This window comes from Legionella geestiana, from assembly GCF_004571195.1.
GTDB lineage: Bacteria > Pseudomonadota > Gammaproteobacteria > Legionellales > Legionellaceae > Legionella_B > Legionella_B geestiana.
The window spans coordinates 273,483-298,053 of sequence record NZ_CP038271.1; the positions used below are offsets into that span (position 1 = coordinate 273,483).

A 24,571-nucleotide genomic window follows, 5' to 3' on the forward strand; every position below is an offset into this window, starting at 1 on the left:
TGCAAAAGCTAATGATAATGCCCCTGTGGCTTTCCGCGAAAGAGATAGTAGGCGTATGCCGTATAAGCGAGCAAAATCGGGAGCATAATGCAGACTCCAATGAGAATAAACACCAGTGTCGAGGCAGGAGCCGCCGCTTCCCAGAGTGTGACCTGATGCGGGATTAAGTAGGGATAGACGCTGATAGCAATGCCGACATACGAGCAAAAAAACACGAGAATACTGTATAAAAACGGCTTGTAGGCACTGCCTGCATTCAAGTGGCACCATGCGCGGTAAATGGACCAGGCGGCCAGTGCCGGCAGAGGACTTAAAAGAAGAATGTTCGGAAAATCATACCAGCGATGAAAAATCTCATCACTGTGCAGCGGCGTCCAGATGCTCACAAAGAGCAAAAATAGACTGACGAGCACCAAAAGCCCCCTGGCATAGTGCACCATTTTTCGCTGCAGTCGCCCATCGCTTTTAAAAATCATCCAGGTGGCGCCAAGCAGCGCATAGCCGCACACCAGCGCGAAACCCGTGCAGAGACTAAAAGGCGTGAGCCAGTCGGGATTGTGGATAGTCATTTGTGCCTCATTGATGGGAAAACCCTGCACAAACGCACCAAGAATCACGCCCTGAAAAAATGTCGCCGTCACCGAGCCAATGGCAAACGACCAGTTCCAGACGGGTTTGGATGTCTTGGCCTTAAACCGAAATTCAAAACTGACACCGCGAAAAATGAGGGCTATCAGCATCAGCATGACAGGCATGTAAAGAATCGGCAAAAGCATGCCATAAACCTTTGGAAAGGCGCCATAAAGCATTGCCCCGCCGAACACAAGCCAGGTTTCGTTACCGTCCCAGACGGGCGCGATGGAATTCATCATCGTATCGCGCTCGCGCTCACTGGTCGTAAACGGAAAAAGAATGCCAATGCCTAAATCAAAGCCATCGAGAATAACGTACATCAGTACGATAAACCCAAGAAGGACAGCGAAAATGAGCGGCAGCATTATTTTTTCTCCCGAAGCACGGTCATGTACTGGAACGCATGTTGCTCAAGGCTATCCCGCAACGGCACGTCCGGTCCTTTGCGTATGAGTTTAAAAAGGTAATACAGGTAAAAGCCAAAAATAATGCCGTAGGCAAGAATTAACAGAGAAAAAGAAATGATAACCTGTTCGACGGTGATAGCCGACACCGCATCACGCGTACGCATGAGGCCATGCACCACCCAGGGCTGGCGACCAATTTCAGCAGTCAGCCATCCTGCGATGCTCGCGATAAATCCGAGGGGTGCCATGGCCACACACACGCGATGGAACCACGCTGTATCATAAAGTGTGCCTCGAAGCCTGAGCACCAGTCCTGTGACGGCTACCAGCAGCATGAAAAGCCCAATGCCCACCATTGCACGAAAGGTAAAAAATACCGGCGCCATCCGTGGCCTGTCATCCGAAGGAACACTTTTCAATCCCTGCAGTTCTCCATCCAGTGAATGGGTATTTATCAGACTGGCAAGCTTGGGAATGCCGATTTCAAAATAATTTTTTTCTTCAGTTTGTGAAGGAATCGCGAATAACAGCAACGGCGCGCCCTTTTGCGTTTCCCAGACACCTTCCATTGCTGCCGTTTTTAAGGGTTGAAAATGGTGCACGCGAACCCCTGCAACATCGCCGGCTGCAATTTGCAGAGGCACCAGAATCAGTGCCGCCCAAAGGCTGAAAGACAGCGATGCCCTTGCAATGTCAGGGGCCTTGTTTCGCAGCAGATAATACCCGGAAACCGCCATCACCACGAAAGAAGTCGTTACGTAGGATGCCAGGAGCATGTGGATAAAACGCGGCACAAAGGTTGGATTCATGACTACCGCCCACCAGCTGTCAACGACATAGGCGCCGTTGATAACCTGGTAGCCGCTCGGCGCCTGCATCCAGGAGTTTGCGGACATTATCCAGAAAGCGGAGATAGTCGTACCAATGGCCACGAGCAGTGTCGCAAAAAAATGCACGACAGGCGGCACGCGCTTCCAGCCAAAGAGCATTACCCCAAGAAATCCTGCCTCAAGGAAAAAGGCGGTCAGGGTCTCGTAGGCAAAGAGTGCCCCGAGTACGTTACCAAACTGCGTGATGAAAGGCCCAAAATTCGTCCCTATCTGATAGGCAAGCACAATGCCTGACACAACCCCCATTCCGAAGGTCAGGGCAAAAATTCGCGTCCAGAATCTGCAAATTTCAAGGTAGATTGGATTTCTGGTTTTAAGCCATATGGCTTCCATGATGACGAGAAAAACCGCCAGCCCAAGGTTGAGCGTGGGGAAAAGAATATGAAAGCCAATACTGAAACCAAACTGTATTCGGGATAGCAATTCAACCATCATTTTCTGCTCGATACTTGACAGATATGGTCAATAAATAATGGCACAAGTTTAAAAGAACGACAAGCAAAAAACCCGTTTTATTGCTTGTTTGCACAACATTTTAAAGGCTCGAGCGAAAAGCACGAATTAAGCGCTGAGTGACATGGGTTTACTCAGTATGCAGCAAACATGACCTAGGCAGAGTTGCTCTCTGTTTATTATTGTATGTACTCAACTCCTTTTTGAATTATCGCGACGAAAAGTTATATTTGGCGCATCTTGTGAAGCCCCATAGTCAAAAGCGGATTTACCTGATATAAAGATGAAATGTTGGCTACAAGGAAATGGCTGGAATGATGCAGACCTTTACGGCAATACAATACCTGGCGCCCGTGTTAAGTGCGCTGCTTTTGTTTATGGGTTTTCGCAAAAGACGCGTTAATCTCGTACTGGCAGCCCTCTGGATAAGCCTGCTGGCGTTAATGCTGCAGTACAAACTCATGGGGCGCGCCATTCTCGGGGCACATTTTGATTATGCCAATGCCGTACCCTATTCTTTTAACCTGATTATCGTTGTTGCGGCGATTGTGTATCTTCTGTTTTCATCACCGCGTTTTCATGCGTATAAACTGGTGCGCATCGTATCCATCCTTTTCGCGCTTCTTCTCTTTAGCGCATCGACCATCCTTTTGATTAATCTCTGGGTGAATGCACGCTTTATGGAAAGCAGGCTTGATGGTACACCGGTTGTTCAGGTAGGCACCTTCAACAAGCCCGACTGGTGTGCGTACGACTATGTTTTTTACATCGTTGATACCAAAGGCCGCATTCGCTACCTTTGCCCCAATCACTATGGCCTTTTACCATCAACAGGTATTCTTGAAGCAGCACCTGATTTCCTCGTGGGGCAACTTACTACGCCGCCTAAGGCTAAAATACCCATGGAAGCTTCTGATTCTGTAAATTAATTGTACTCTTGTGTTTTTTTTGGTAATATCTGTCCCATTGTGAACGAGGGTTAGCAGGCCATGTATCGACTGTTCATCATACTGCTCAGCGTTTTTACCGCCCAGGCTTTTGGCATGGGACAAAAGCCTGACTGGAACAAGGCGATTGATAATGCGGTTTCGCGCTATGGTGCACGTACAGAACCTGAGCTTAAGCGCTGGTTTGAAAAAGCGCGGGTGAGTTACCCTCCCAAAGACATCGCCCTGCTTGCTTTCAAACAGGAACGTCGGGTTGAGCTTTGGGCCAAAGATGAGGCAACGTCCTGGAGGCACATCCACGATTATAACCTGACCGCCTTCAGCGGGCGCCTCGGTCCGAAGCTGCGTGAAGGTGATGGCCAGATACCTGAAGGCATTTATCGCCTGACGTCTTTTAACCCCTACAGCAGCATGCATCTCTCAATGATGATTAATTATCCGAATCAGTTTGATAAAATGCAGGGCATACGCGATGGTCGGCGCAAGCTTGGCAACAATATTTTCATTCACGGAAAGTCGTTTTCTGTAGGCTGTCTCGCCATTGGCGATCGCAATATCGACCAGTTATTTTTACTGACACGCCGCGTGGGCCTTGAAAACACTCGGGTGATTATTGCGCCAAACGACATGCGTGTCAGTAAACCTGCCACCTCGAATTTTGCGCAACCGCGCTGGCTTCCTGAGCTCTACCGCCAGATTTCCAGCGCACTGACTGAGTTTCCCGGCGGCACGCGCCTTGCCTCAAGCGCGTGACGTGTTTTTATTTTTTATGATGGAGTTGTTGTTATGCCGATAATTTATGCGTGGACACTGGGAGAAGTTAACACCAGGACACAGCCTGTTGAATTTTTTACCTCACCTGCAACACGGTTTCAAGGCGATTCTATTGAAGGTTATAATCAAGCAGCAAAAGAAGCTAAAAAGCATCGTAAAGAAGCAGCGAACCAATCACTCGCTTTGACGCTGTTTAAGCTTGAGGTTTCACAACATGTTTTAGACAGTGTTGGTGGTTTAAGACTTCAAACAGGGCTCATGAATCCGGACGGGGTTAGTCAAACCAGTGATGTGATTCGTCTACAGCTTCGTTATCACCAATTCAGTGAAAGTGGACATGTGTCTTATAACCTTGATGACGAAATAGTTTCAGAGTCCGGTTCTCTTAAAGACAAGCCTGACAATATTAGTGAACCACCTAAATTCCCAACAACACAGGCCAGAATCACTGAAGCTGATGTGCCCTGGTATTTGAAAGCCGCCCGCTGGATTGGTCAGCACATCTGGGGTTTTGGATGGCTTGCAGACTGGGCACAACCAAAAATTAATGATATTACGCGAGAGCATCAGTCATTTGAGCTTGAGTATGTTGTACCTCCTGCTAATGCCTCAATTGGGGGACAAACATCAACCTCGGAGCCCGTCAATAGCCCAGCACTCTTTGTAAATACTGTTACAGATACCGTATCCGACAAACAACCGCTACGTTCTCCATCTTTCTCTAATTCTTCAGGCAGTAACAGCAACTGATAATCCCTTCAGATATCCCGCATCCCCTTAAAAAGGGGCTTGCGGGTACTTCATCAGCGTGTGTTCTATTCGTGCTCAGGCGCCACAACGAAAATGCCTGGCGCGTTTCGCAGGTATTCGTTGTAATCCATGCCATAACCGAAAATGTAATGATCATCCACTTCAAGCCCGACAAAATCCGCTTTTTGCAGACCTTCCGGCACTCGCTTGTGATGTTTATCAACAAGTACGGCGCTCATCACTTCTTTAGCCCCTATAGCCTCAACTTCCTTGAGGATGGATGCAAGGGTGACCCCGCCATCTAGAATATCGTCAACGACCAGAACGGTTCTATCCTTAAGCTCAAGACGAGGCCTTACCTTCCAGTGCAACTCGCCGCCGGTAATCTCACCGCGGTAGCGCGTGGCATGCACATAATCGACCTCGAGCGGGAAATCAAGGCGCAGCAGCAGGTTCGCCATGGGCACGAGTCCGCCAATCATGACGCATACAATGACTGGATTTTTATCATGCAGACGTTCATGAATGGCACTTGCCATTTTATCCAGTGCGGCTTCGACCTGGGCGGTGGTGTAAAGACACGCAGACTTCGCGTAAACGTCCTGAATAGAAACCGGGATGCTCATGCATATTCCTCAAAGATAGTTCGCCCCTGGAGCAGTTACAGCTTAAATCAGGGCAATGTGGATGAAGGCGATACATTATACTAAATCAGTACGGTTCAGAGAATCCTTCTTGTAATAATTTTCTGTGTACGGGACGAAAAATCGTTGTCTTCCCAGAGCTCATGCTGGAGTTAGCCCCGTGCCGGCACATGGATGGGTTCCCTGCCTGCGCGGGAATGACAGGATTCGGGTTGTGTACAGAGGCCAAAATCTCTCCCACACTGTCTTCCCCGCGCAGGCGGGGACCCATTCGGGGTATGGCACGGAGCCAACGCATGGAACGATTCAGCCTGGTCACGGTACAAAAATACACGTGAATCCCCCGGCGCGGAAAAAATATCCCGTACACAGCATAATTTTATTAAACGCCCGTTGCGAGCGGCAGCGTGCTGACGGGCGCACGCAGCACCTGTGGACGGAGTGATGGGGCAATGCATTGATATTTCTGCGCAACCATGCAATAAAATGCCGGAGGTAATGGCCAGACCATTTTTCCCATTTCGTTTAAAAAGTCAAAACGCTTTATCCAGCGCATCGCGTGCACTGGAGGTGTATAGTAAAAACTCGAGAAAGCCGTCTGCTGTAATCCGCGGTGCATCAGTGCGTTATGCAGCAACAGTGAGGAGCTAAGGTGCGTATGCGCCTGCCCCATAAAAACCGCTCTGCCAAAACGCATGCCAGCCCCCCAAAGGCTCCAGGGATTGATGCCGATAAAGACGGCATGTCCCATCGGGCGAAGCACGCGGTCCACTTCATCAAGCAGATTGGTCTGCAATCCAAAAACCTCAATCCCAAAGGGTACGATAACGCAATCGAGGCTGTTGCGGTCAAATGGTAGCGCATTAAAGGCACACACCATCGCACTGCCCTTCTGCTCCACACAGGGACTTAAAACCCACTGTCTTGTAAAGGACATGTGTTCAAGCCATGGGTTGGTGCCACACATGCCAAGCTGCGCCAGCGTAAAGCCTGTAAGACTTTCCGTATGTTTCATGATTTCACGGGCAATGGCAAATCCTGCCGCGGTTCCCTGGGGGGTAGCGAACCAGTCGTGCAAAGCGCGATATTTATTTTTATGCAAAAGTTGCATGAATGCCTTTTCGGAAAACGCTTATCCTTTGTAACACACTCTGCCAAAATACGGCAAGATGACGATTTTAAAAGCTACCCTCCTGATGCGCAGGCACATCAGGGTATGTTTGTGATATCCCGCAGCTTTTCCAGCACCAGGGTCGGGTTTTCAGAGCGGGTAATAGAGCGCCCCATTACGAGGTAATCACTGCCGGCAGCAATGGCGGCCTCTGGAGTCATGATACGGCGTTGATCAGAGGCTTCATCCTCCGGCAGGCGTATTCCAGGCGTTACCGTAATAAATGACGACCCGCAGGCAGACTTGATGCTTTGCGCCTCAAGTGCTGAGCTCACCACGCCATCAAGGCCTGCATCACGCGCGAGAGAGGCAAGCGTAAGTACCTGCTGCGTAAGGTTTGTCGCGCAACCCGTGGCTTTAAGTTGTGCTTCATCAAAGCTTGTGAGCACGGTCACGGCAATGAGAAGCGGCGCATCCCGGCCGCTCAGTGCTTCACGTGCAGCCATCAGCATGGGCAGGCCGCCAGACGCATGCACATTAACCATCCAGACACCGAGAGACGCTGCAACGCGACACGCACTTGCGACGGTGTTGGGAATGTCATGCCATTTCAGGTCAAGAAACACACGAAACTGGCGCAGCACCAGGGCTTCTACCAGTTTCGGTCCAGCTGCTGTAAAAAGCTCACTCCCAACTTTCAGCGCACAAAGTGTGGGGTCAACACAATCTGTAAAAGCCAGTGCTTTTTCAGCGCTGTCAAAATCGAGTGCGACTATAAGGCGCGGCACTATTCATCTTCCAAGGCAAATTGCGCGTGCAGAGCTTCCTTAACCACCCCTGCAACGCGCCCCTGCTCTTCCAGTGTGAGATAAGGATGCATCGGCAGGCTCACCACACGGGCACTCGCACGCTCAGCTACTGGAAAATCACCGGGCTTATAGCCCAGATTTTTTAGGGCTGGCTGCAGATGCATGGCAATGGGATAGTGCACGGCTGTCGGAATACCCTTTTCTGCGAGCGCTTTCTGGAATGCCGCGCGTTCGCTGACTTCGAGCGTATACTGGGCATACACGTTCGTGCGCCCGGCCTTGGTAATGGCGACCTTCGCACAATTATCAAGGAGTCGGTCATAGCGTGCCGCAACTGCAGCGCGCAACTCTATTTCTTCAGGAAAAAGCTTAAGCTTTTCAAGGAGAATCGCCGCCTGTAGCGTATCCATTCGACCATTCATGCCAAGGCGTTCATGCACGTAACGCTCTTTCTGCCCATGATTGCGAATCTGGCGCAGGGTCTCAGCAAGTCTGTCATCATTTGTAAAGCAGGCACCAGAGTCACCATAACCGCCAAGTGGTTTGGACGGGAAAAAACTGGTACAGCCAATATCAGAAATACCACATGAAAATTTGCCATGGTATTGCGCCCCAAAGCTCTGAGCGGCATCCTCGATAACGGCAATATTATGCGCACGCGCAACCGCATTAATCGCATCCATGTCGGCACACTGCCCATAAAGACTGACAGGCATAATGGCGCGGGTTTTAGGGGTAATGGCGCGTTCAATGCGCGCGGCATCAAGGTTCCACGTGTCTGGCTCGATGTCCACAAATACCGGTTTCGCGCCGGCAAGAAGGATGACTTCGGCAGTCGCAAAAAAACTAAAGGGAGTGGTAATGACTTCATCACCGGGACCAATATCAAGTGCCATCAGTGCCATCAGGAGCGCATCGGTTCCACTGGAATTGACAATGGCGTGTTTAACACCAACAAAATCAGCCAGCTGGCGCTCAAGTTCGGTAATCTCTGGTCCCATGATGTATTGACCATGTTGCAGTACCGTGGAAATCGCCTGCAATACGCCTTCTTCAATGCGAAGGTATTGTTTTTTCAAATCGACAAATTGCATAGTTACCTCAAAAGGTTTCGCCTACTCGCCCTCAAGGCCAAGAACGGGCTTCATTTTACCCCATTGCTTACAACTTGGACAGTGCCAATGCAAATGTTTCCCGCCAAAACCGCAATAACCACAGCGGTATATGGGTTTATTGTCCATGAAACGGCTGGTAATATCGTATAGCATTTGCAGTTTTTCACGCACCTTGCCATATGCAGAATCAAGGTGCCACTGTATAAGTCGTGTAAGCCCACGAATCGACTGATGTGAATTTAAGCGTACTGCGACAAAATCAATTGCCGCTTCAAGACTCCTTTCACGCCGCAGGTAATCTGCCACTACAAAAATAGTAGAGGCTCTCGGCGCGTCTTCAATGCTTTTTTCAAGATAACGAATACATTCATCCATGGTACCACACTGTGTATGGCACTCTACCAGGGGGTCGATGATTTCAGTCAAAAAATCAACATCCTGCTTTGGAACACGCATTAGCGAACGAATGGCTTCCCGATAGAGTCCGTTATGCATCAACTGACGCGCCTGCATCAGGCTTGCCCTTACAGAATTCTTATCCGCCTGCAAAGCCTGTCGGATGGCGGCTTCGGCTTTATCCGGCTTTTTCTCATCGAGTGCCTTCTGAGCTATTTCACAATAAAAGTGTGCTGCCTGAACATGCATTGACTGACCAGTGGCGGATTCCAGCATCCTCAGAGTTTCCAGTGCCTTTTCCCAGGCTTTTTCCTGCTGATGAATGGTGAGCAGGCCCTGAAGGCTGCGAGTTTCCCGCACCCCGCCAAGCTCCAGTACCTCGTGAAAAATTCGCTCAGCCCGGTCAAGCACACCGGCGCTCAGATAATCCTGACCGAGTGCCATCAGTGCATCGCGCTTAAGGGCCCCTCCAAGCTGAGGACGCGCAATCAGGTTTTGGTGAATCCGTATGGCGCGATCCACTTCGCCACGGCGTCTAAAAAGACTTCCAAGTGCAAGGTGCGTTTCCACGGTATCGCTGTCGGCTTCGAGGAGGCGGATAAAAACATCAACCGCCTTATCGGGCTGCTCATCCAGAAGATAGTTAAGCCCCACCATGTACTCGCGCGATAGACGACTTTGTGGCAGAGGTTTGTCCGCCGCCTGTTGCCGGCGCGCAACCCACCAGCCTGACCAGGCGGCAGCGGGTAACAGCAGAGGCCACAGGTTAATCATAGGAGTCCTAATTCTGCAGAGGAATTGAGCGCAGATTTTTGATTTCCTCGCCCCGAAGCTGCAGCTGGTTCTTCACTGCACGTAACTCACGGGACAGGCGCCACATTCTGCGCAGCATTAATGCTACCCCGAGCAATATGCCAGCGCCAAGAGAAAGTGTCATGAGCACGGATATGGGGAGGGTTGCCTGATACAGATAAAAATTCACGGGAACCGCTGTAGCATTCAGTGCCGCGAAACTGACACCGAGGACTACCAGTAAAACATACACCAGCAACATCAGCATGCGCATCGTTCGTATTCCATGCGGTTATCGCAAAAAAGTGGTTTTATTGTGAAGGGATAATGTTTTTTTTTCAACTTTTTCTGCGGTGTTATTGAATCAATTGATTAAAGGCCGTAGCCGGGGCTTTTAAGCTTAGGCAGGGATGCATGATAAGACATCCGGTGCACGGCTATACCCGATGCCGGGCTTCGCCATGCTCAGCCCAGCCTGCCAAAAAATCTTTTAAATACAATAATTTATTTAAAAATGGCGCGGTAGCCTGCGCTGATAAGCGCGGGACAGGATGCGCATAATAAACATCCGGCCTTTGGGGATACCCGATGCCGGGCTTCGTGGTACTCAGCCCAGCCTACAAAAAATCCTTTAAATACAGTAATTTATTTGAAATGGCGCCGTAGCCTGCGCTGATAAGCGCGGGACAGGATGCGCGTAATAAACATCCGGCCTTTGGGGATACCCGATGCCGGGCTTCGCCATGCTCAGCCCAGCCTACAAAAAATCTTTTAAATACAGTAATTTATTTGAAATGGCGCCGTAGCCTGCGCTGATAAGCGCGGGACAGGATGCGCGTAATAAACATCCGGCCTTTGGGGATACCCGATGCCGGGCTTCGCCATGCTCAGCCCAGCCTACAAAAAATCTTTTAAATACAGTAATTTATTTGAAATGGCGCCGTAGCCTGCGCTGATAAGCGCGGGACAGGATGCGCGTAATAAACATCCGGCCTTTGGGGATACCCGATGCCGGGCTTCGCCATGCTCAGCCCAGCCTACAAAAAATCTTTTAAATACAGTAATTTATTTGAAATGGCGCCGTAGCCTGCGCTGATAAGCGCGGGATGGGATGCTCGTAATAAACATCCGGCCTTTGGAGATACCCGATGCCGGACTTCGTCATGCTTAGCCAAGCCAGATAAAGTCATGTATTTAATGGATTTTCTTTACATCGAAGCAAAAAAAATCCCCGCTTAAAGCGGGGATTTTGAGAGGCTCAGAGAATATTACTCAGATTCTCTGTTCGCCATTTTTTCCTTCAGCAGGTCGCCGAGCGTGGTATTCGCTACGGTTTCGCCACTGCGGGAGTACTTCTTAATGGCTTCTGCCTGTTCGTGTGCATCCTTCGCTTTCACGGAAAGCACGAGGGTGCGGTTTTTACGATCGACATTGGTGATTTTTGCTTCAATGGTATCGCCTTCTTTCACGACGTGGGTAGCATCATCTACCTTGTCTTCAGAAAGTTCGGTAACACGAATGGTACCAATGATTTCTGGTGCCACTTCAACTGTTACGAGCTTCGGCTCAACCGCAATCACACGACCACTGACAACCGTGCCTTTAGCGTTATCTTCCGCAAAGCGTCCGAAGACATCACCTTCAAGCTGTTTCAGGCCGAGAGAAATACGCTCTCTTTCTGCGTCAATTGCAAGAATAACGGCTTCCAGCTCCTGACCTTTTTTAAACTGCTTGACCGCTTCTTCACCCGGAGTGCTCCAGGAAATGTCAGAGAGATGTACGAGTCCATCGATATCACCGTCAAGGCCGATGAAAATACCGAAGTCGGTAATGGAGCGAATTTTTCCGCTGACTTTCTGACCTTTGCTGTGTGACTCAGAAAAACGGTGCCACGGATTGCCGACACACTGCTTCATGCCAAGGGAAATACGGCGGCGGTCTTCGTCAATTTCAAGTACCATGACATCAACCAGTTCGCCCATGGAAACAACTTTTCCTGGATGGACGTTCTTGTTGGTCCAGTCCATTTCGGACATGTGTACAAGACCTTCAACACCTTCTTCGATTTCAACAAAGCAACCGTAATCAGTGATGTTGGTTACTTTACCCTGAAGTTTTTTGCCTATGGGGTAACGGTCAACAAGATCAACCCACGGATCGTTGCCAAGCTGCTTCATGCCGAGGGATACGCGGTTGCGCTCGCTGTCGAAGCTCAATACCTTGACCTTAACATCCTGGCCGACTGTAAGTACTTCGCCCGGATGCTTGACGCGCTTCCAGGAAATGTCGGTAATGTGCAGCAAACCATCGATACCGCCAAGGTCGATAAACGCACCGTAATCGGTGAGGTTTTTGACGATACCATTGAGAATCTGGCCATCGTGCAGGGATTCGAGCAGAGCCTGTCTGTCCGCACTGCTTTCTTCTTCAACCACGGCCCGACGGGAAACCACAATGTTGTTGCGCTTGATATCCATCTTGATAACCTTGAACTCAAGCTCTTTGCCTTCAAGGTACGAAGGATCGCGCACAGGGCGCACGTCAACAAGGGAACCAGGCAGGAAGGCACGGATAGAACCGATTTCAACGGTAAATCCACCTTTAACCTTGCCGGAAATCAGGCCGGTGACAGTTTCGTTGTTCTCATGGGAACGTGACAGCTTGCGCCAGGCTTCCTGACGTTTTGCCTTTTCCCGGGAAAGCAGGGTTTCACCGTGGCCGTCTTCGACGGAGTCCAGGGCTACTTCAACGACATCGCCGACATGAACCTCCATTTCACCGTTTTTGTTCAGAAACTCTTCAACAGCGACGATACCTTCCGATTTGAGACCCGCGTTGAGGGTCACAAACGTGTCATCAATACCAATAACTTTTGCGGAAATGATGGCACCTGGATAAAACTGCGCGCCCTGTATACTCTGTTCGAACAACTCTTTGAAACTTTCAGTCATGTCTGTAAACTCTGTTAGTTAACTCATGGAAGCACGGAATCGCCCGACTTCCCCCCTTTTTAACCCCGCCGTACTCGGCGACACTAAAAAAACATTGCGCAAATTATAAGCGCTTATTCAGTAATTCTAATACACTATTGAACACTTGTGTAATCGTTAAACCAGTTGTATCTAATAAAACCGCATCTGCGGCGGGTTTAAGTGGTGCATGTTCACGCGCCATATCCCGGGCGTCGCGCCGGTGCAACTCTTCTACAACCTGCGCGAGGCTAACATCATTTCCTTTTTCTTTCAACTGAAAATAACGCCGTTTAGCCCTTTCTTCTGGTGCCGCAAACAAATACACCTTTAAAAGTGCATTAGGGAACACCACAGTACCCATGTCTCGACCATCCGTCACCAGCCCCGGCGCTTCGGCAAAAGCCCGCTGGCGTGCCAGCAGCGCATCGCGAAGGACCGCAATAACCGCCAGTTTTGAGGCATCTTCTCCACATGGCTCCTCACGAATCTCGCGGGCAACATCGCATCCCTCAAGCAGGACGCGCTGCTCACCATCGGGAAATGTTTCAAAGCGTAGATCAAGCGTATGAGCGAGTGCAGTCAATGCCTCATGATTGTTAAAATCAAGACCGCGTCTGCGAGCAGCCAGCGCCAGGACGCGATAAATTGCGCCACTGTCAAGAAGGTGCCAGCCAAGGTGCACGGCCAGTCTGTGGCAAAGTGTACCCTTTCCAGTGCCGCTTGGGCCGTCAAGGGTAATGACCGGTACGCGATTTTCAGACATCGTAATCCAGTTCCTGTATATCTAAATGTACACGATTGGCACATGCGACAAATCCTGGGAAGGATGTTGCTACATTGACGCAATCTTCAATAATTACCCCCTCTCGACTCGCGGCACCTGCGATTGCAAACGCCATGGCGATGCGGTGATCGTGAGCGGTTTTTACCCGGCCGCCACGCAGTTCACCCCCTTCAATGCAGATGCCATCAGGGAGAACGGTAACCGTAATGCCAAGTTCCAAAAGCCCCTCAGCCATCATCTGAATCCTGTCGCTTTCCTTAGTGCGAAGCTCCTCAGCGCCTGAAAGCGTAGTCACACCACGGGCCGAGGCCGCTGCAATAAAAATTGCCGGGAACTCATCAATGGCGTTCGGTACCAGCTCTGGCGGAATAGCAATTCCCTGCAGCGGGGCGTGGCGGACCTCAAGGTCTGCCACTGGTTCGCCACCATAAAAGCGCGTGTTCGTCACGCGAATATCTGCCTTCATACGCGCGAGAATATCAAGAATACCGGTGCGCCCGGGATTCATGCCAACATTCAGGAGCGTAAGTGCCGACCCCGGTATTATGCTCGCTGCCACCAGAAAAAAAGCAGCTGACGAAATGTCACAGGGCACGCTGAGGTCGGTCGCCCGAAGCTCACCACCTGGCTTAAGCGTCAGTGCATGCCCCTCTTTCTCGAGAGGCACACCAAAAGCCGCCATCATGCGCTCGGTATGATCGCGCGTAAGCCTCGGCTCTCTAATACGCGTTTCACTTGACGCATAAAGCCCCGCCAGCAGCAGTGCTGATTTCACCTGTGCGCTCGCAACCGGCAAGGCATAATCAATGCCCTTTAATGATTTACCACCGTGAATAATAAGGGGAGGTGTGCCGTTTTTAGAGGCGATAACTTCTGCACCCATCTGATTCAACGGCTCAGTAACACGCGCCATGGGGCGTCGCAGCAGGCTCTCATCCCCTGTAAGTACGCTGTCAAAAGGCTGTGATGCAAGAAGACCGGCCAAAAGACGCATGCTGGTACCAGAGTTACCGCAATCAATGGGGTTCTCTGGCGCATTCAGTCCATGTTTACCCACCCCATGAACCACTATCTGTCCGTTTTCAGGCCCCTCAATACGCACACCCATCGCTCTAAACGCACGCACGGTAGCAAGGCAGTCTTCTCCTTCGAGAAAACCACGGATTGTACTGGTGCCCTCGGCAATCGCAGCAAATATTATGGCACGGTGTGATATCGATTTATCACCTGGAACCTCGATTTCTCCCGAAAGAGACCCGGCCGGGCAACTTTTCCAGTCCTCACGCATGTCAGCTCATACTCCCGCAAAACAGGTTCATATACTCAATGAGTGCATCGACACCTGCTATGGGCATCGGATTGTACAGGCTCGCACGCAAACCACCAACTGCTCGATGTCCTCGAAGCGCCAGCAGTCCGTGTTCACTCGCACCCTTCAGAAAGGGTTCAAGCTGTTTTGCCTCTGGTACATCGAAACAGACGTTCAACACCGAACGAGCACGTTTCTGAATACGTGTTTTATAAAAATCCTGCTGGTCGATAAAGGAATAAAGACGTTGTGACTTTTCGCGGTTTCGCGCAGCCAGAGCCTTAACACCCCCCTCTTTCTCCATCCATTTAAGCATTTTGGCAGCCATCCAGATGTTAAATACGGGTGGCGTTGCGTAAAGCCCCGCCGAACGCACATGCACCCGGTAATCCATCATGGCTGGCAGCATGGGGGATGGCTCGCATGCCAGCAAATCATCACGCACGATGACAATGGTCATGCCTGCAGGCCCAAGATTCTTCTGGGCACCGGCAAAAATAAGGCCAAAACGCTGAATATCCACCTCAGTCGCAAACAGACAGGAGGTCATATCGGCAACGAGCGGGAGGTCTTCACATGCGGGCAATGTCGAAAGTGCTACGCCATTAACTGTTTCATTCGGCGTACAGTAAATAAAGCCCGTGTTATCTTCAAGCGTAAGTGAGGATACATCGGGAATATCCAAAAATCCCTGAGGCTCGGTGCTGGCCAGACAATAGGCGTTGCTGAGCCTTGAGGCTTCTGCAAACGCCATGGATGACCAGAGTCCACTGACCAGATAAGCGGCTCTCAGCTTTCCTGTAAAAAAATTCAGTGCACAGGCTGCAAACTGCGTGCGTGCCGCCCCTCCGAGAAACAGAATATGGTAGTTATCCGGCACACCAAGCAACCTGCGACAGTCATCAACTGTTTCCTTGAGCAGCGCCTGAAATGCGTCAGTGCGATGTCCGACTTCGAGTATCGACATATCGGCATAGCGGCATTCCGGCAGTTCGGCAGCTGCCTCCTGAATCACTTCAGGAGGCAGCATTCCAGGGCCCGCACCAAAATTAAAGCGAGTCTGCAAGTTCAGCATCCTCCGCATCGTCTGCATCACTCGCATCATCACCCAAATCTTCAATGCGCTGCATGCCGACAACCTGCTCGCCAGGAGCAACGTTTATCAGACGAACCCCCTGCGTGTTGCGGCCAATAACGGAGAGTTCACTAACACGGAAACGAACCAGCGTCCCTCGGTCGGTAATCAACATGACTTCATCGCTGTCCACGACCTGAATGGCACGCACCACACGCCCGTTTCGTTCATTGACCTGGATGGAAATAACGCCCTGACCGCCCCGGCCAGAAATTCGATACTCATCAACATCTGTACGCTTGCCGTAACCGTTCTCGGTGGCTGTGAGGATGGTCACACCGGGTCCCGCAACAACGAGGGACTTCACATGCTGGCCTTCAGCAAGACGAATTCCACGCACACCGCGCGCGGTACGTCCCATCGGGCGCACATGAGTTTCGTTAAAGCGTACTACTTTTCCAGCATCTGAAAACAGCATGACATCTTTTGAGCCATCGGTAATATCAACACCCACCAGCAAATCTCCCTCATCGAGATCGACCGCGATAATGCCGTTTGAACGCGGCCTGCTGAAGGCATTCAAGGGAACTTTTTTCACTGTTCCAAGGCGGGTTGCCATAAAGACAAACTTGCCCTCTTCGTAATCACGCACCGGCAGCATGGCGTTAATCGACTCATCAGTTGCGAGTGGCAGGATGTTTACAATAGGCTTGCCGCGTGAAGCACGGCTTGCCAGCGGCAGCTGCCAGGCTTTGAGCCAGTAGAGTTTTCCATGGTTTGAAAAACAGAGCAGCGTGTCGTGGGTGCTCGCAATAACCAGTCTGTCGACAAAATCCTCATCTTTGACATTAGTCGCTGACTTACCCTTGCCGCCGCGCCGCTGCGCCTGATAGCTGGTAACAGGTTGATACTTGACATAGCCCTGGTGCGAAATGGTCACCACCACGTCTTCCTCAGTAATGAGGTCCTCGATGGTCAGGTCTTCCTGAGAGGCCATGATTTCTGTGCGGCGTGTATCGCCAAACTGATTGCGCACTTCAAGAAGCTCGGCACGAATAACCTGCATGAGGCGCTCAGGTGAGCCAAGAATCTCAAGCAGTTCGCGAATGCGCTCTAAAAGCTCGCCAAATTCACCAAGGATTTTATCCTGCTCAAGACCGGTAAGACGGTGCAGACGCAAGTCAAGAATGGCCTGCGCCTGAACAACAGAAAGCCGGTAACCGGCATCTGAGAGTCCAAAGGCTTCCGGCAAGTCATCAGGACGGCAGGCGCTTGAGCCGGCGCGCTCGAGCATCGCTTTTACAAGCCCTGGCTGCCAGACTTTCGCCATCAGCGCGTCTTTCGCATCCTGCGGGGTCGGTGAGCTGCGAATAATCGCAATCATTTCCTCGATATTGGCGAGCGCAATGCCGAGCCCCTCAAGGATATGCGCCCGCTCCCGCGCCTTACGCAGTTCAAAAATCGTGCGGCGTGTGACCACTTCGCGGCGATGACGGATAAAATATTCGAGAATCTGGCGCAGATTCAGCGTGCGTGGCTGACCATCGACTAATGCTACCATGTTGATGCCGAAGACATTCTGCATCTGCGTGTGCGCATAGAGGTTATTGAGCATCACTTCGGCCACTTCGCCGCGTCTGAGTTCAATAACTACACGCATGCCCTGCTTGTCAGATTCATCACGCAGTCCAGTGATGCCTTCAAGTTTTTTCTCACGCACAAGTTCTGCGATTCGCTCTACAAGGCGTGCCTTGTTCACCTGATACGGCAATTCATGAATGATGATGGCCTGACGCCCGGTATCTTCATCGGTTTCAATGTCGGTGCGCGCGCGCAGAATCACCCGCCCCCGACCGGTGCGGTAGGCATCAATAATGCCGGCGCGGCCATTAATAATAGCCGCTGTCGGGAAATCTGGCCCCGGGATGATGTCCATCAGAGCGTCAAGCGTGGTTTCGGGATCATCGACCAGAGCCACACAGGCATCAATCACTTCTGTGAGATTGTGCGGCGGAATATTGGTGGCCATGCCCACCGCGATACCGGAAGAACCATTGACGAGCAGGTTCGGAACACGGGAAGGCAGCACCACAGGCGCGAATTCGCTTTCATCGTAGTTGGGCGCAAAATCGACCGTTTCCTTCTCAAGGTCGGCAAGCAGCGCATGCGACATGCGTGACATGCGCACTTCGGTATATCGCATCGCGGCAGGCGCATCGCCGTCCACTGAACCAAAGTTACCCTGACCGTCCACCAGAAGGTAACGCATCGAGAAAGGCTGTGCCATGCGCACGATGGTGTCATAGACGGCCGTATCACCGTGTGGGTGGTATTTACCGATAACATCCCCCACCACGCGCGCCGATTTCTTATACGGCTTGTTCCAGTCGTTACCAAGCTCGCTCATGGCAAAGAGCACGCGCCGATGGACAGGCTTCAGACCATCGCGAACGTCAGGCAGTGCCCGCCCGACAATAACGCTCATCGCATAATCAAGATATGACTGCTTGAGCTCGTCTTCGATATTGACCGTAATCACTTCTTTTGCAGGAGAAACCATAATCAGGACGCATCCTTATGCAATCGTTCACTGAAAACACAAAATTCCGGGTTCAAAGGATAACATATCACGCACATCAAATGTATCCTGCTCTGTAACCCTTCTGCAGCCGGCTCAGTGTTTATTTCCGATTTAACCGTAAATGTACCATAATGCATGCATTGGAAGTTTGACGCGGGGCGGTCATTTTTATATAGTCGCCCCCTTGAGGCATGCGGCCCACCGGCCAGCACATGAGGAGAAACAAATGACAGCAAAATCCGCACAACTGCACATCGCGGGGCATGACCCGGTGGAACTGCCCATGCTCTACCCTACGCTGGGCAACCCGGTCATCGACATAAATTCCCTTGGGGCGCATGATGTCTATACGTATGACCCGGGATTCATGTCCACCGCCTCCTGCGAATCCAAAATTACGTATATTGATGGCGACAAGGGCATCCTGCTTTATCGTGGTTATCCCATTGAACAACTCGCAGAAAAAAAAGACTTCCTTGATGTCAGTTACCTGCTGCTGAACGGCGAACTGCCCGATACCACACAAAAGAATCAGTTTGTGGGTCTTATTAATAACCATACAATGGTGCATCAGCAGATGTATCAGTTTCTGAACGGTTTTAGACGGGATGCACACCCGATGGCTATCATGGTGGGTATTGTCGGCGCGCTATCGGCGTTTTACCATGATTCTATGGACCTCTCTAATCCAGATGACCGTTACTGGTCGGCCATCCGCCTCATCGCCAAGATGCCGACACTGGCGGCCATGAGCTACAAGTACTCTGTCGGGCAGCCCTACATGTACCCGCAAAACCGCCTGTCCTATGCGGAGAACTTCCTGCACATGATGTTTAGCGTACCCTCTGAGGAAACTGTTCCGAACCCGGTGCTGGTACGTGCCATGGACACCATTTTTACGCTGCACGCAGACCATGAGCAAAATGCGTCAACTTCAACAGTTGGCCTTGCAGGCTCCACTGGCGCGCATCCCTTCGCCTGTGTGTCTGCAGGTATTGGTGCTCTCTGGGGACCGGCGCACGGCGGCGCGAATGAGGCCTGCCTCAACATGCTGCAGCAGATTGGCGATGTCAGCCGTATTGGTCATTTTATCGAGCGCGCCAAGGACAAAAACGACCCGTTCCGTTTGATGGGCTTTGGCCATCGCGTTTACAAGAGCTACGACCCGCGCGCCAAGGTCATGCGTAAAACGTGTCATGAAGTACTGGAAGCGGTTAATGCACACGACACCCCGCTCTTTAAACTGGCCATGGAGCTTGAGCGTATCGCGCTTGAAGATGATTACTTTGTAGAGAAGAAACTCTACCCGAACGTTGACTTCTACTCTGGCATTACTCTGAGCGCCATTGGCATTCCGGTTAACATGTTCACTGTGATTTTTGCACTCGCGCGCACAGTCGGCTGGATGTCGCACTGGCTTGAAATGGTCGCCAACAAGGGTCGCCTTGGCCGTCCGCGCCAGCTCTACACCGGTGAAACCTTCCGGGATGTAAAGTAATCTACAGCAAATCTCGATAAATGCCGGGCTTTAAGCCAGGCATTTATAATCCTTCCAGCGCGAGTCCTCATTCCGTATGAAATGAGGACTCGCGCTAACGCGGCGCAAAAACGCCAACAGCCTTTACTGCACGCTGCCAGCCGGAAAAATCACGGTCTATCTGCGCTCGGCCCTCAAGCGGCATCCATTCTTTTTCAGTCATGCTTTGGGTCATCAGTGCCTTTGGTGAGGGGATGACAGACGCGCCGAGTCCCGCAAGAAACGCCGCCCCCAGTGCCGTGGTTTCTATGTCATGTGGCTTTTGCACCACCACACCGCATTGTGATGCAAGATACTGTAAAAACCAGCCATTAGCCGCCATGCCGCCATCAACCCTCAGGGTTGATGGCAGAAACCCCGCATCATCACGCATGCATGCAAGTACTTCGCGGGTCTGATAACACACACTCTCCAGTGCAGCGCGGGCAAAGTGCGCGCGATTACTCTCGCGCGTCAGCCCAAAAATGGCGGCACCAGGAGCAGAAGTCCAGTAAGGCGCACCTAGACCGGTAAAGGCCGGAACCAGATAAACGCCGCCATTATCGGTCAGCGATTCAGCCAGTGTTTCTGTCTCTGAAGAGGTCGTAATAAGCTGCAGGGCATCACGCAGCCATTTTACGGTGGTTCCGGCATGGTACAGGCTGCCCTCCAAACCATAAGCAACCTTCCCCTGAATCGCATAAGCCACTGTTGTCAGCAACCGATGCCCTGAATACACCGGTTTTGTGCCAGTGTTCATCAGAAGGAAGCCACCCGTGCCAAAAGTCGCCTTACACATGCCCGGCTCAAAGCAGCGCTGCCCAATCAACGCAGCCTGCTGATCGCCCGCAACGCCAATCAAGGGCACTCGGTGCCCAAGCACACTGCTATCAGTAACGCCGTAATGCGCATCACTGTCCTTCACCTCTGGAAGTACGGATGCAGGAATGTCAAACAGTGCCAGTAAATCTTCATCCCAGGTTCGGTCTATAATGTTAAATAACAATGTGCGCGAGGCGTTCGTGATATCAGTAGCATGCACTTTGCCGCCAGTGAGGTGCCAGAGCAGCCAGGAGTCCACTGTTCCAAATGCCAGCTGTCCTTTTTCAGCGCGCTGGCGGGCGTCGGGAATTTCATCGAGCAGCCAGCGCAGCTTACTGGCAGAAAAGTACGCATCAGGAAGCAGGCCTGTCTTGCGCTGAATGCCATCGGATGCTTTAGAAAGGCTCTCGCAAAACGCATGGGTGCGGCGGTCCTGCCAGACAATCGCGCGTGAGAGCGCCTTTCCGGTCTGGCGGTCCCAGAGCAGCGTGGTTTCGCGCTGATTGGTCAGTCCACAGGCGACTGCCTCGCCCGGAGCCGTGCCATCCAGCACGCGCTTCAGGCACTCGAGGGTGGTGCGGATTATTTCTTCCGGACAATGCTCAACCTCGCCTGCTTTAGGATAGTATTGAGTAAGAGGCACCTGATGTGAACGCACCAGCGTGCCATCCAGCGCGTACAGCATGGCACGGGTGCTGCTGGTTCCCTGATCGACCGCGGCAATATAGCGCATTGGAATTCCAGAATTGTCTGTAATTCTAATAGTGTAAGCATTTTCAAGGGAGAGTGAAATATGGAGAGGACAGTTGATGTTGCTGTTATCGGAGGCGGCATTAACGGGTGTGCGTGTGCGGCGGATGCAGCGCTGCGTGGACTGTCCACAGCACTCGTGGAAAAAGGCGATTTAGCGTCCGCTACCTCCTCAAAAAGCACAAAACTCATACATGGCGGGCTGCGCTATCTTGAGCTTGGCGAATTCCAGCTTGTCAGACGCGCACTGAAGGAACGCGCTCGACTCATGCAACTGGCTCCCCATCTTATTAAACCACTGTCCATTGTTATTCCTCTGAACAAAAACACGCGCCCTCAATGGCTGATGCGCGCGGGACTTTTTATTTATGACAGGCTTGGTGGACTCGGCGAACTGCCGGCATCAAAAAAACTGCGCCTCTACAGGCACCCTGAATGCTTTGAACCGCTGCAGACACACTGTAAAAGCCTTCTGCAATACCATGATGCAACCACTGATGACGCGCGTCTCACCGTCAGTTACGCGCTTATGGCACACCTTTCCGGCGCCAGCATCCTGACGCATACAAGCCTTGTACGTGCACATGTTGTAAATGGACTCTGGCATTTGACACTGCAGCATGCCGAGGGCGATTTTCGTAAAATTGTCGCACGCGCACTCATCAATGCCACAGGCCCGTGGGCTAAAACCACCGACGCCCTGCTTGGTATAGATTCGCCCTGGCAATTGACACCAGTGCAGGGAAGTCACGTCTTGTTTCCCAAATTATACGAAGGCGAGCATGCCTATCTCCTGCAAAACCCGGATAAGCGCGTGGTATTTGTCGTTCCGTGGTATGGCTTTACCATGGTGGGCACGACCGACACGCCTTATAACGGTTCACTCGATGCTGTTCAGATAACTGAGGCAGAAAAAAACTATCTTTGCACAACCATCAACCGTTTTTTCAAGCTCACGGTCACGCCTCAAAACATCTGCGACAGTTTTAGTGGCGTGCGCCCGCTTGTTGCTTCTTCCAAACAGGATGCCCGCACCTTAAGCCGCGATTATGTCTGCCATTTTACAGATGCGCCGGCACCTGGGGTCAGCATCTATGGCGGAAAACTCACCACCTGTCGCGAACTGGCTGAAATCGCGGTTGACGCATTAAAACCTGTATTTCCTGATTTATCCCCCTCAAAAACCGCCGTTACTCCACTTCCAGGCGCTGAATGGTTTGGAAAGCCCTTTAGTGAGTATGTTGAGTATGCGCATAAACGCTATACGTGGCTTAATCCCGAGCTTCTTAACCGCTATCTTGGCAGCTACGGTACCCGTACTGAACACCTGCTTGGTGGTAAGAGGAGCATTCAGGCGCTTGGTAACGAAATTATCCCGGGGCTTTATCAGGCTGAGCTTGATTATCTGATTCGAGAAGAATGGGTTCGGCATGTGGACGATGTGTTATGGAGGCGCACAAAGCTTGGCCTTACTACCGACAGACCAGGCGCTCTGCGGGTGGCTGCATGCATTGAGTCCTCGATTGCCTTAATCTAGGGCGAGTCATCAATCAAGTTTTTCGGCTGCAAATGCGGCTTAAGAGATGGCCTGCTTTTTTTGTACGACAAGTGCTCGCTGCAGAACGCAAATAAAAGCCATAGCAACATATAGATGAGGGCATAACCAAAGGAGGCTTTTTCAGGTGAAAGTGCACCGAAGAGGGTGTCGGTCACGAATCGTCGAAAAGACACCTCACTGCCATCAGGCATGCGTATCAGGACCATCTGCTGTAGCTTCAGGAAAAATACGTGCAGCAGGTAAATCAGCAGCGCATGGCGCCCCATCAGAATAAAAGGATAAGCACCTCGACGCATGCCACAGCCTTCAATCAGGGCATAACAAACGGCATACACGAGGTACGAAAGCCCTGCGGTCATAAGGACATACGAGCTTGACCACAGCGACTTGTTCAACGGAAAGGTAAAACTTAAAACCCATCCTCCAAACATCAAAAGCAGACTAAAACCCGTAAAAAACAGTAGATTTTCAGCAACGTTCTGCGTACGCTTTAACTGGTAGCCCGCAAGGTTCCCAAGCAGTACGGAAGCAAATGCCGGCAGTGTGGTCAACAAACCTTCCGGGTCAAAATCTGGGCGGTAAAGGTGGCTCGCTCCAAAAATGGCGCGGTCAATGCCACCAATCCATGCAATCGCATCTCCCCCGGGCACGTGGCGATACAAGAGCCAGTAGCCGGCCAGTATCAGTACTGCAAGTATGAGCTGGGTTCTCGCGGAGGTTTTCATCACCAGCAGTGCTGAAGCGAGGTAACAAAGCGCAATACGCTGAAGAACGCCCGGCATGCGCACTGCAAAATCACTCAGATGATGGGGAAACGCATTCAGCAGCAGGCCTGCCATAAACAGATAGAAGGCTCTCCAGATAATGGCAAGATACAGCGCGCTCTGCGAAACACCCCGTTCAAGTGCGCTGCTTATGGCAAGCACCGATGACATCCCGAGAATCACCACAAAAAACGGAAACACACAATCGGCGAGGCTGCAGCCGTCCCATGTGGCATGCTTAAGGATATTCCATGTCTCAGGGCGTCCCGGGCTGTTAACCAGCACCATCAGGGCAATTACCAGCCCTCTAAAAGCATCAAGCGACAGCAGACGCCGGCTTCGAGCTTGAGATTCTGCTTCATGCATCCTTGTCATCAGGGGCATGGTGCTCACTCACATCCACAACAAGCGCCTGTTCAACGAGCTCAATCAGCGTAGATTCCGGCATGCTGCCAGCCTCTGAATAGATGGCAATCCCTTCTTTGAAGACGACAAGGTGCGGAATGGAGCGGATTTCAAACCACTCGGCAAGCGCTGGCTGCTCTTCGATATTCACGGATGCAAAATGCACCTGCGTAAATCGCTCAGATACTTTTTCGTAAACAGCGCCAAATTGTTTACAGGGCGCGCACCACGGCGCCCAAAAATCAACAAATACAATCGCATTTTCGCTGAGACACGCTTCAAAACCTTCCTCTGTCAGCGCATGTATGGACATC

The 24,571-nt window shown here is 51.4% G+C and carries 21 protein-coding genes; 5 read left to right on the top strand and 16 right to left on the bottom strand.

Going from position 1 to position 24,571, the window contains the following annotated elements; genetic code table 11:
- Positions 1–8: 8 nt before the first annotated feature.
- Positions 9–998: a cytochrome d ubiquinol oxidase subunit II gene (gene cydB, locus E4T54_RS01170; protein WP_028386180.1), complete on the bottom strand. Its 990-nt coding sequence runs from the start codon at positions 996–998 to the stop codon at positions 9–11.
- Complete coding sequence (locus tag E4T54_RS01175) at positions 998–2,365, bottom strand: cytochrome ubiquinol oxidase subunit I (protein ID WP_028386179.1); 1,368 nt, start codon at positions 2,363–2,365, stop codon at positions 998–1,000. The genes cydB and E4T54_RS01175 overlap by 1 nt, the downstream gene beginning before the upstream one ends.
- Positions 2,366–2,697: 332 nt before the next feature.
- Between E4T54_RS01175 and E4T54_RS01180 the strand changes: the two genes are divergently transcribed.
- Genes E4T54_RS01180 through E4T54_RS01190 form a run of 3 tightly spaced genes read left to right on the top strand, consistent with a single transcriptional unit; the run spans position 2,698 to position 4,854 of the window.
- On the top strand, positions 2,698–3,312 hold the full coding sequence (locus E4T54_RS01180) for a hypothetical protein (RefSeq protein ID WP_051550852.1): 615 nt from the start codon (positions 2,698–2,700) through the stop codon (positions 3,310–3,312).
- A gap of 60 nt (positions 3,313–3,372) precedes the next feature.
- Entirely contained in the window at positions 3,373–4,083 is a 711-nt protein-coding gene (locus E4T54_RS01185) for a L,D-transpeptidase family protein (protein WP_028386177.1), read from the top strand.
- Positions 4,084–4,116: 33 nt separating this feature from the next.
- Positions 4,117–4,854, top strand: a complete 738-nt coding sequence (locus E4T54_RS01190; protein WP_028386176.1) for a hypothetical protein — start codon at positions 4,117–4,119, stop codon at positions 4,852–4,854.
- 65 nt (positions 4,855–4,919) lie between these two features.
- Here the strand turns inward: E4T54_RS01190 and E4T54_RS01195 are convergent, their stop codons facing one another.
- From E4T54_RS01195 to gyrA, 11 genes are all read right to left on the bottom strand, one after another.
- Positions 4,920–5,480, bottom strand: coding sequence for a hypoxanthine-guanine phosphoribosyltransferase (locus tag E4T54_RS01195; RefSeq protein ID WP_028386175.1), 561 nt, complete (start codon positions 5,478–5,480; stop codon positions 4,920–4,922).
- 400 nt (positions 5,481–5,880) lie between these two features.
- Entirely contained in the window at positions 5,881–6,609 is a 729-nt protein-coding gene (locus E4T54_RS01200; protein ID WP_035901993.1) for a methyltransferase domain-containing protein, read from the bottom strand.
- A gap of 98 nt (positions 6,610–6,707) precedes the next feature.
- On the bottom strand, positions 6,708–7,400 hold the full coding sequence (pyrF, locus tag E4T54_RS01205) for an orotidine-5'-phosphate decarboxylase (protein ID WP_028386174.1): 693 nt from the start codon (positions 7,398–7,400) through the stop codon (positions 6,708–6,710).
- Positions 7,397–8,512 carry a DegT/DnrJ/EryC1/StrS family aminotransferase gene (locus E4T54_RS01210; RefSeq protein ID WP_028386173.1) on the bottom strand — a complete coding sequence of 372 codons (1,116 nt, stop codon included), beginning with the start codon at positions 8,510–8,512 and terminating at the stop codon, positions 7,397–7,399. Before E4T54_RS01210 ends, pyrF begins: the two co-directional genes overlap by 4 nt.
- A 21-nt stretch (positions 8,513–8,533) precedes the next feature.
- Complete coding sequence (gene lapB / locus E4T54_RS01215) at positions 8,534–9,703, bottom strand: lipopolysaccharide assembly protein LapB (RefSeq protein ID WP_028386172.1); 1,170 nt, start codon at positions 9,701–9,703, stop codon at positions 8,534–8,536.
- A gap of 7 nt (positions 9,704–9,710) precedes the next feature.
- Positions 9,711–9,989, bottom strand: coding sequence for a LapA family protein (locus tag E4T54_RS01220; protein ID WP_244924874.1), 279 nt, complete (start codon positions 9,987–9,989; stop codon positions 9,711–9,713).
- Between the two features lie 1,000 nt (positions 9,990–10,989).
- Complete coding sequence (gene rpsA, locus E4T54_RS01225; protein ID WP_028386170.1) at positions 10,990–12,672, bottom strand: 30S ribosomal protein S1; 1,683 nt, start codon at positions 12,670–12,672, stop codon at positions 10,990–10,992.
- 103 nt (positions 12,673–12,775) lie between these two features.
- Positions 12,776–13,456: a (d)CMP kinase gene (cmk, locus tag E4T54_RS01230; RefSeq protein ID WP_028386169.1), complete on the bottom strand. Its 681-nt coding sequence runs from the start codon at positions 13,454–13,456 to the stop codon at positions 12,776–12,778.
- Positions 13,449–14,765, bottom strand: coding sequence for a 3-phosphoshikimate 1-carboxyvinyltransferase (gene aroA, locus E4T54_RS01235; protein ID WP_028386168.1), 1,317 nt, complete (start codon positions 14,763–14,765; stop codon positions 13,449–13,451). Before aroA ends, cmk begins: the two co-directional genes overlap by 8 nt.
- Before the next feature lies 1 nt (position 14,766).
- Positions 14,767–15,861 carry a 3-phosphoserine/phosphohydroxythreonine transaminase gene (gene serC, locus E4T54_RS01240; RefSeq protein ID WP_238582841.1) on the bottom strand — a complete coding sequence of 365 codons (1,095 nt, stop codon included), beginning with the start codon at positions 15,859–15,861 and terminating at the stop codon, positions 14,767–14,769.
- On the bottom strand, positions 15,836–18,421 hold the full coding sequence (gene gyrA / locus E4T54_RS01245; RefSeq protein WP_028386166.1) for a DNA gyrase subunit A: 2,586 nt from the start codon (positions 18,419–18,421) through the stop codon (positions 15,836–15,838). The genes serC and gyrA overlap by 26 nt, the downstream gene beginning before the upstream one ends.
- Before the next feature lie 247 nt (positions 18,422–18,668).
- Between gyrA and gltA the strand changes: the two genes are divergently transcribed.
- Complete coding sequence (gene gltA / locus E4T54_RS01250; RefSeq protein WP_028386165.1) at positions 18,669–19,940, top strand: citrate synthase; 1,272 nt, start codon at positions 18,669–18,671, stop codon at positions 19,938–19,940.
- A gap of 94 nt (positions 19,941–20,034) precedes the next feature.
- Here the strand turns inward: gltA and glpK are convergent, their stop codons facing one another.
- Positions 20,035–21,513, bottom strand: coding sequence for a glycerol kinase GlpK (glpK, locus tag E4T54_RS01255; protein WP_028386164.1), 1,479 nt, complete (start codon positions 21,511–21,513; stop codon positions 20,035–20,037).
- Between the two features lie 60 nt (positions 21,514–21,573).
- Here glpK and glpD point away from each other — a divergent pair, with 60 nt between their 5' ends.
- On the top strand, positions 21,574–23,067 hold the full coding sequence (gene glpD, locus E4T54_RS01260) for a glycerol-3-phosphate dehydrogenase (RefSeq protein WP_028386163.1): 1,494 nt from the start codon (positions 21,574–21,576) through the stop codon (positions 23,065–23,067).
- On the opposite strand, the gene E4T54_RS01265 is transcribed toward glpD, so the two are convergent.
- Both E4T54_RS01265 and E4T54_RS01270 read right to left on the bottom strand, forming a co-directional pair.
- Positions 23,064–24,218: an acyltransferase family protein gene (locus E4T54_RS01265; RefSeq protein ID WP_051550851.1), complete on the bottom strand. Its 1,155-nt coding sequence runs from the start codon at positions 24,216–24,218 to the stop codon at positions 23,064–23,066. The two genes, glpD and E4T54_RS01265, sit on opposite strands and share 4 nt — an antisense overlap.
- The gene (locus E4T54_RS01270; RefSeq protein WP_028386162.1) at positions 24,211–24,570 is read right to left on the bottom strand and encodes a thioredoxin family protein; all 360 of its coding nucleotides are present in this window, start codon (positions 24,568–24,570) and stop codon (positions 24,211–24,213) included. Before E4T54_RS01270 ends, E4T54_RS01265 begins: the two co-directional genes overlap by 8 nt.
- Position 24,571: the final 1 nt, after the last annotated feature.

What these genes read in the sequence shown, in the direction of transcription:
- E4T54_RS01180 (WP_051550852.1), top strand. Translation starts at nt 2,698, where the DNA reads ATGATGCAGACCTTTACGGCAATACAATACCTGGCGCCCGTGTTAAGT.
- E4T54_RS01265 (WP_051550851.1), bottom strand. Translation starts at nt 24,218, where the DNA reads ATGCATGAAGCAGAATCTCAAGCTCGAAGCCGGCGTCTGCTGTCGCTT.
- E4T54_RS01175 (WP_028386179.1), bottom strand. Translation starts at nt 2,365, where the DNA reads ATGATGGTTGAATTGCTATCCCGAATACAGTTTGGTTTCAGTATTGGC.
- gltA (WP_028386165.1), top strand. Translation starts at nt 18,669, where the DNA reads ATGACAGCAAAATCCGCACAACTGCACATCGCGGGGCATGACCCGGTG.
- rpsA (WP_028386170.1), bottom strand. Translation starts at nt 12,672, where the DNA reads ATGACTGAAAGTTTCAAAGAGTTGTTCGAACAGAGTATACAGGGCGCG.
- E4T54_RS01270 (WP_028386162.1), bottom strand. Translation starts at nt 24,570, where the DNA reads ATGTCCATACATGCGCTGACAGAGGAAGGTTTTGAAGCGTGTCTCAGC.
- glpD (WP_028386163.1), top strand. Translation starts at nt 21,574, where the DNA reads ATGGAGAGGACAGTTGATGTTGCTGTTATCGGAGGCGGCATTAACGGG.
- aroA (WP_028386168.1), bottom strand. Translation starts at nt 14,765, where the DNA reads ATGCGTGAGGACTGGAAAAGTTGCCCGGCCGGGTCTCTTTCGGGAGAA.
- E4T54_RS01185 (WP_028386177.1), top strand. Translation starts at nt 3,373, where the DNA reads ATGTATCGACTGTTCATCATACTGCTCAGCGTTTTTACCGCCCAGGCT.
- E4T54_RS01190 (WP_028386176.1), top strand. Translation starts at nt 4,117, where the DNA reads ATGCCGATAATTTATGCGTGGACACTGGGAGAAGTTAACACCAGGACA.
- E4T54_RS01195 (WP_028386175.1), bottom strand. Translation starts at nt 5,480, where the DNA reads ATGAGCATCCCGGTTTCTATTCAGGACGTTTACGCGAAGTCTGCGTGT.
- E4T54_RS01220 (WP_244924874.1), bottom strand. Translation starts at nt 9,989, where the DNA reads ATGCTGATGTTGCTGGTGTATGTTTTACTGGTAGTCCTCGGTGTCAGT.
- serC (WP_238582841.1), bottom strand. Translation starts at nt 15,861, where the DNA reads ATGCTGAACTTGCAGACTCGCTTTAATTTTGGTGCGGGCCCTGGAATG.
- E4T54_RS01200 (WP_035901993.1), bottom strand. Translation starts at nt 6,609, where the DNA reads ATGCAACTTTTGCATAAAAATAAATATCGCGCTTTGCACGACTGGTTC.
- gyrA (WP_028386166.1), bottom strand. Translation starts at nt 18,421, where the DNA reads ATGGTTTCTCCTGCAAAAGAAGTGATTACGGTCAATATCGAAGACGAG.
- cmk (WP_028386169.1), bottom strand. Translation starts at nt 13,456, where the DNA reads ATGTCTGAAAATCGCGTACCGGTCATTACCCTTGACGGCCCAAGCGGC.
- cydB (WP_028386180.1), bottom strand. Translation starts at nt 998, where the DNA reads ATGCTGCCGCTCATTTTCGCTGTCCTTCTTGGGTTTATCGTACTGATG.
- E4T54_RS01210 (WP_028386173.1), bottom strand. Translation starts at nt 8,512, where the DNA reads ATGCAATTTGTCGATTTGAAAAAACAATACCTTCGCATTGAAGAAGGC.
- glpK (WP_028386164.1), bottom strand. Translation starts at nt 21,513, where the DNA reads ATGCGCTATATTGCCGCGGTCGATCAGGGAACCAGCAGCACCCGTGCC.
- lapB (WP_028386172.1), bottom strand. Translation starts at nt 9,703, where the DNA reads ATGATTAACCTGTGGCCTCTGCTGTTACCCGCTGCCGCCTGGTCAGGC.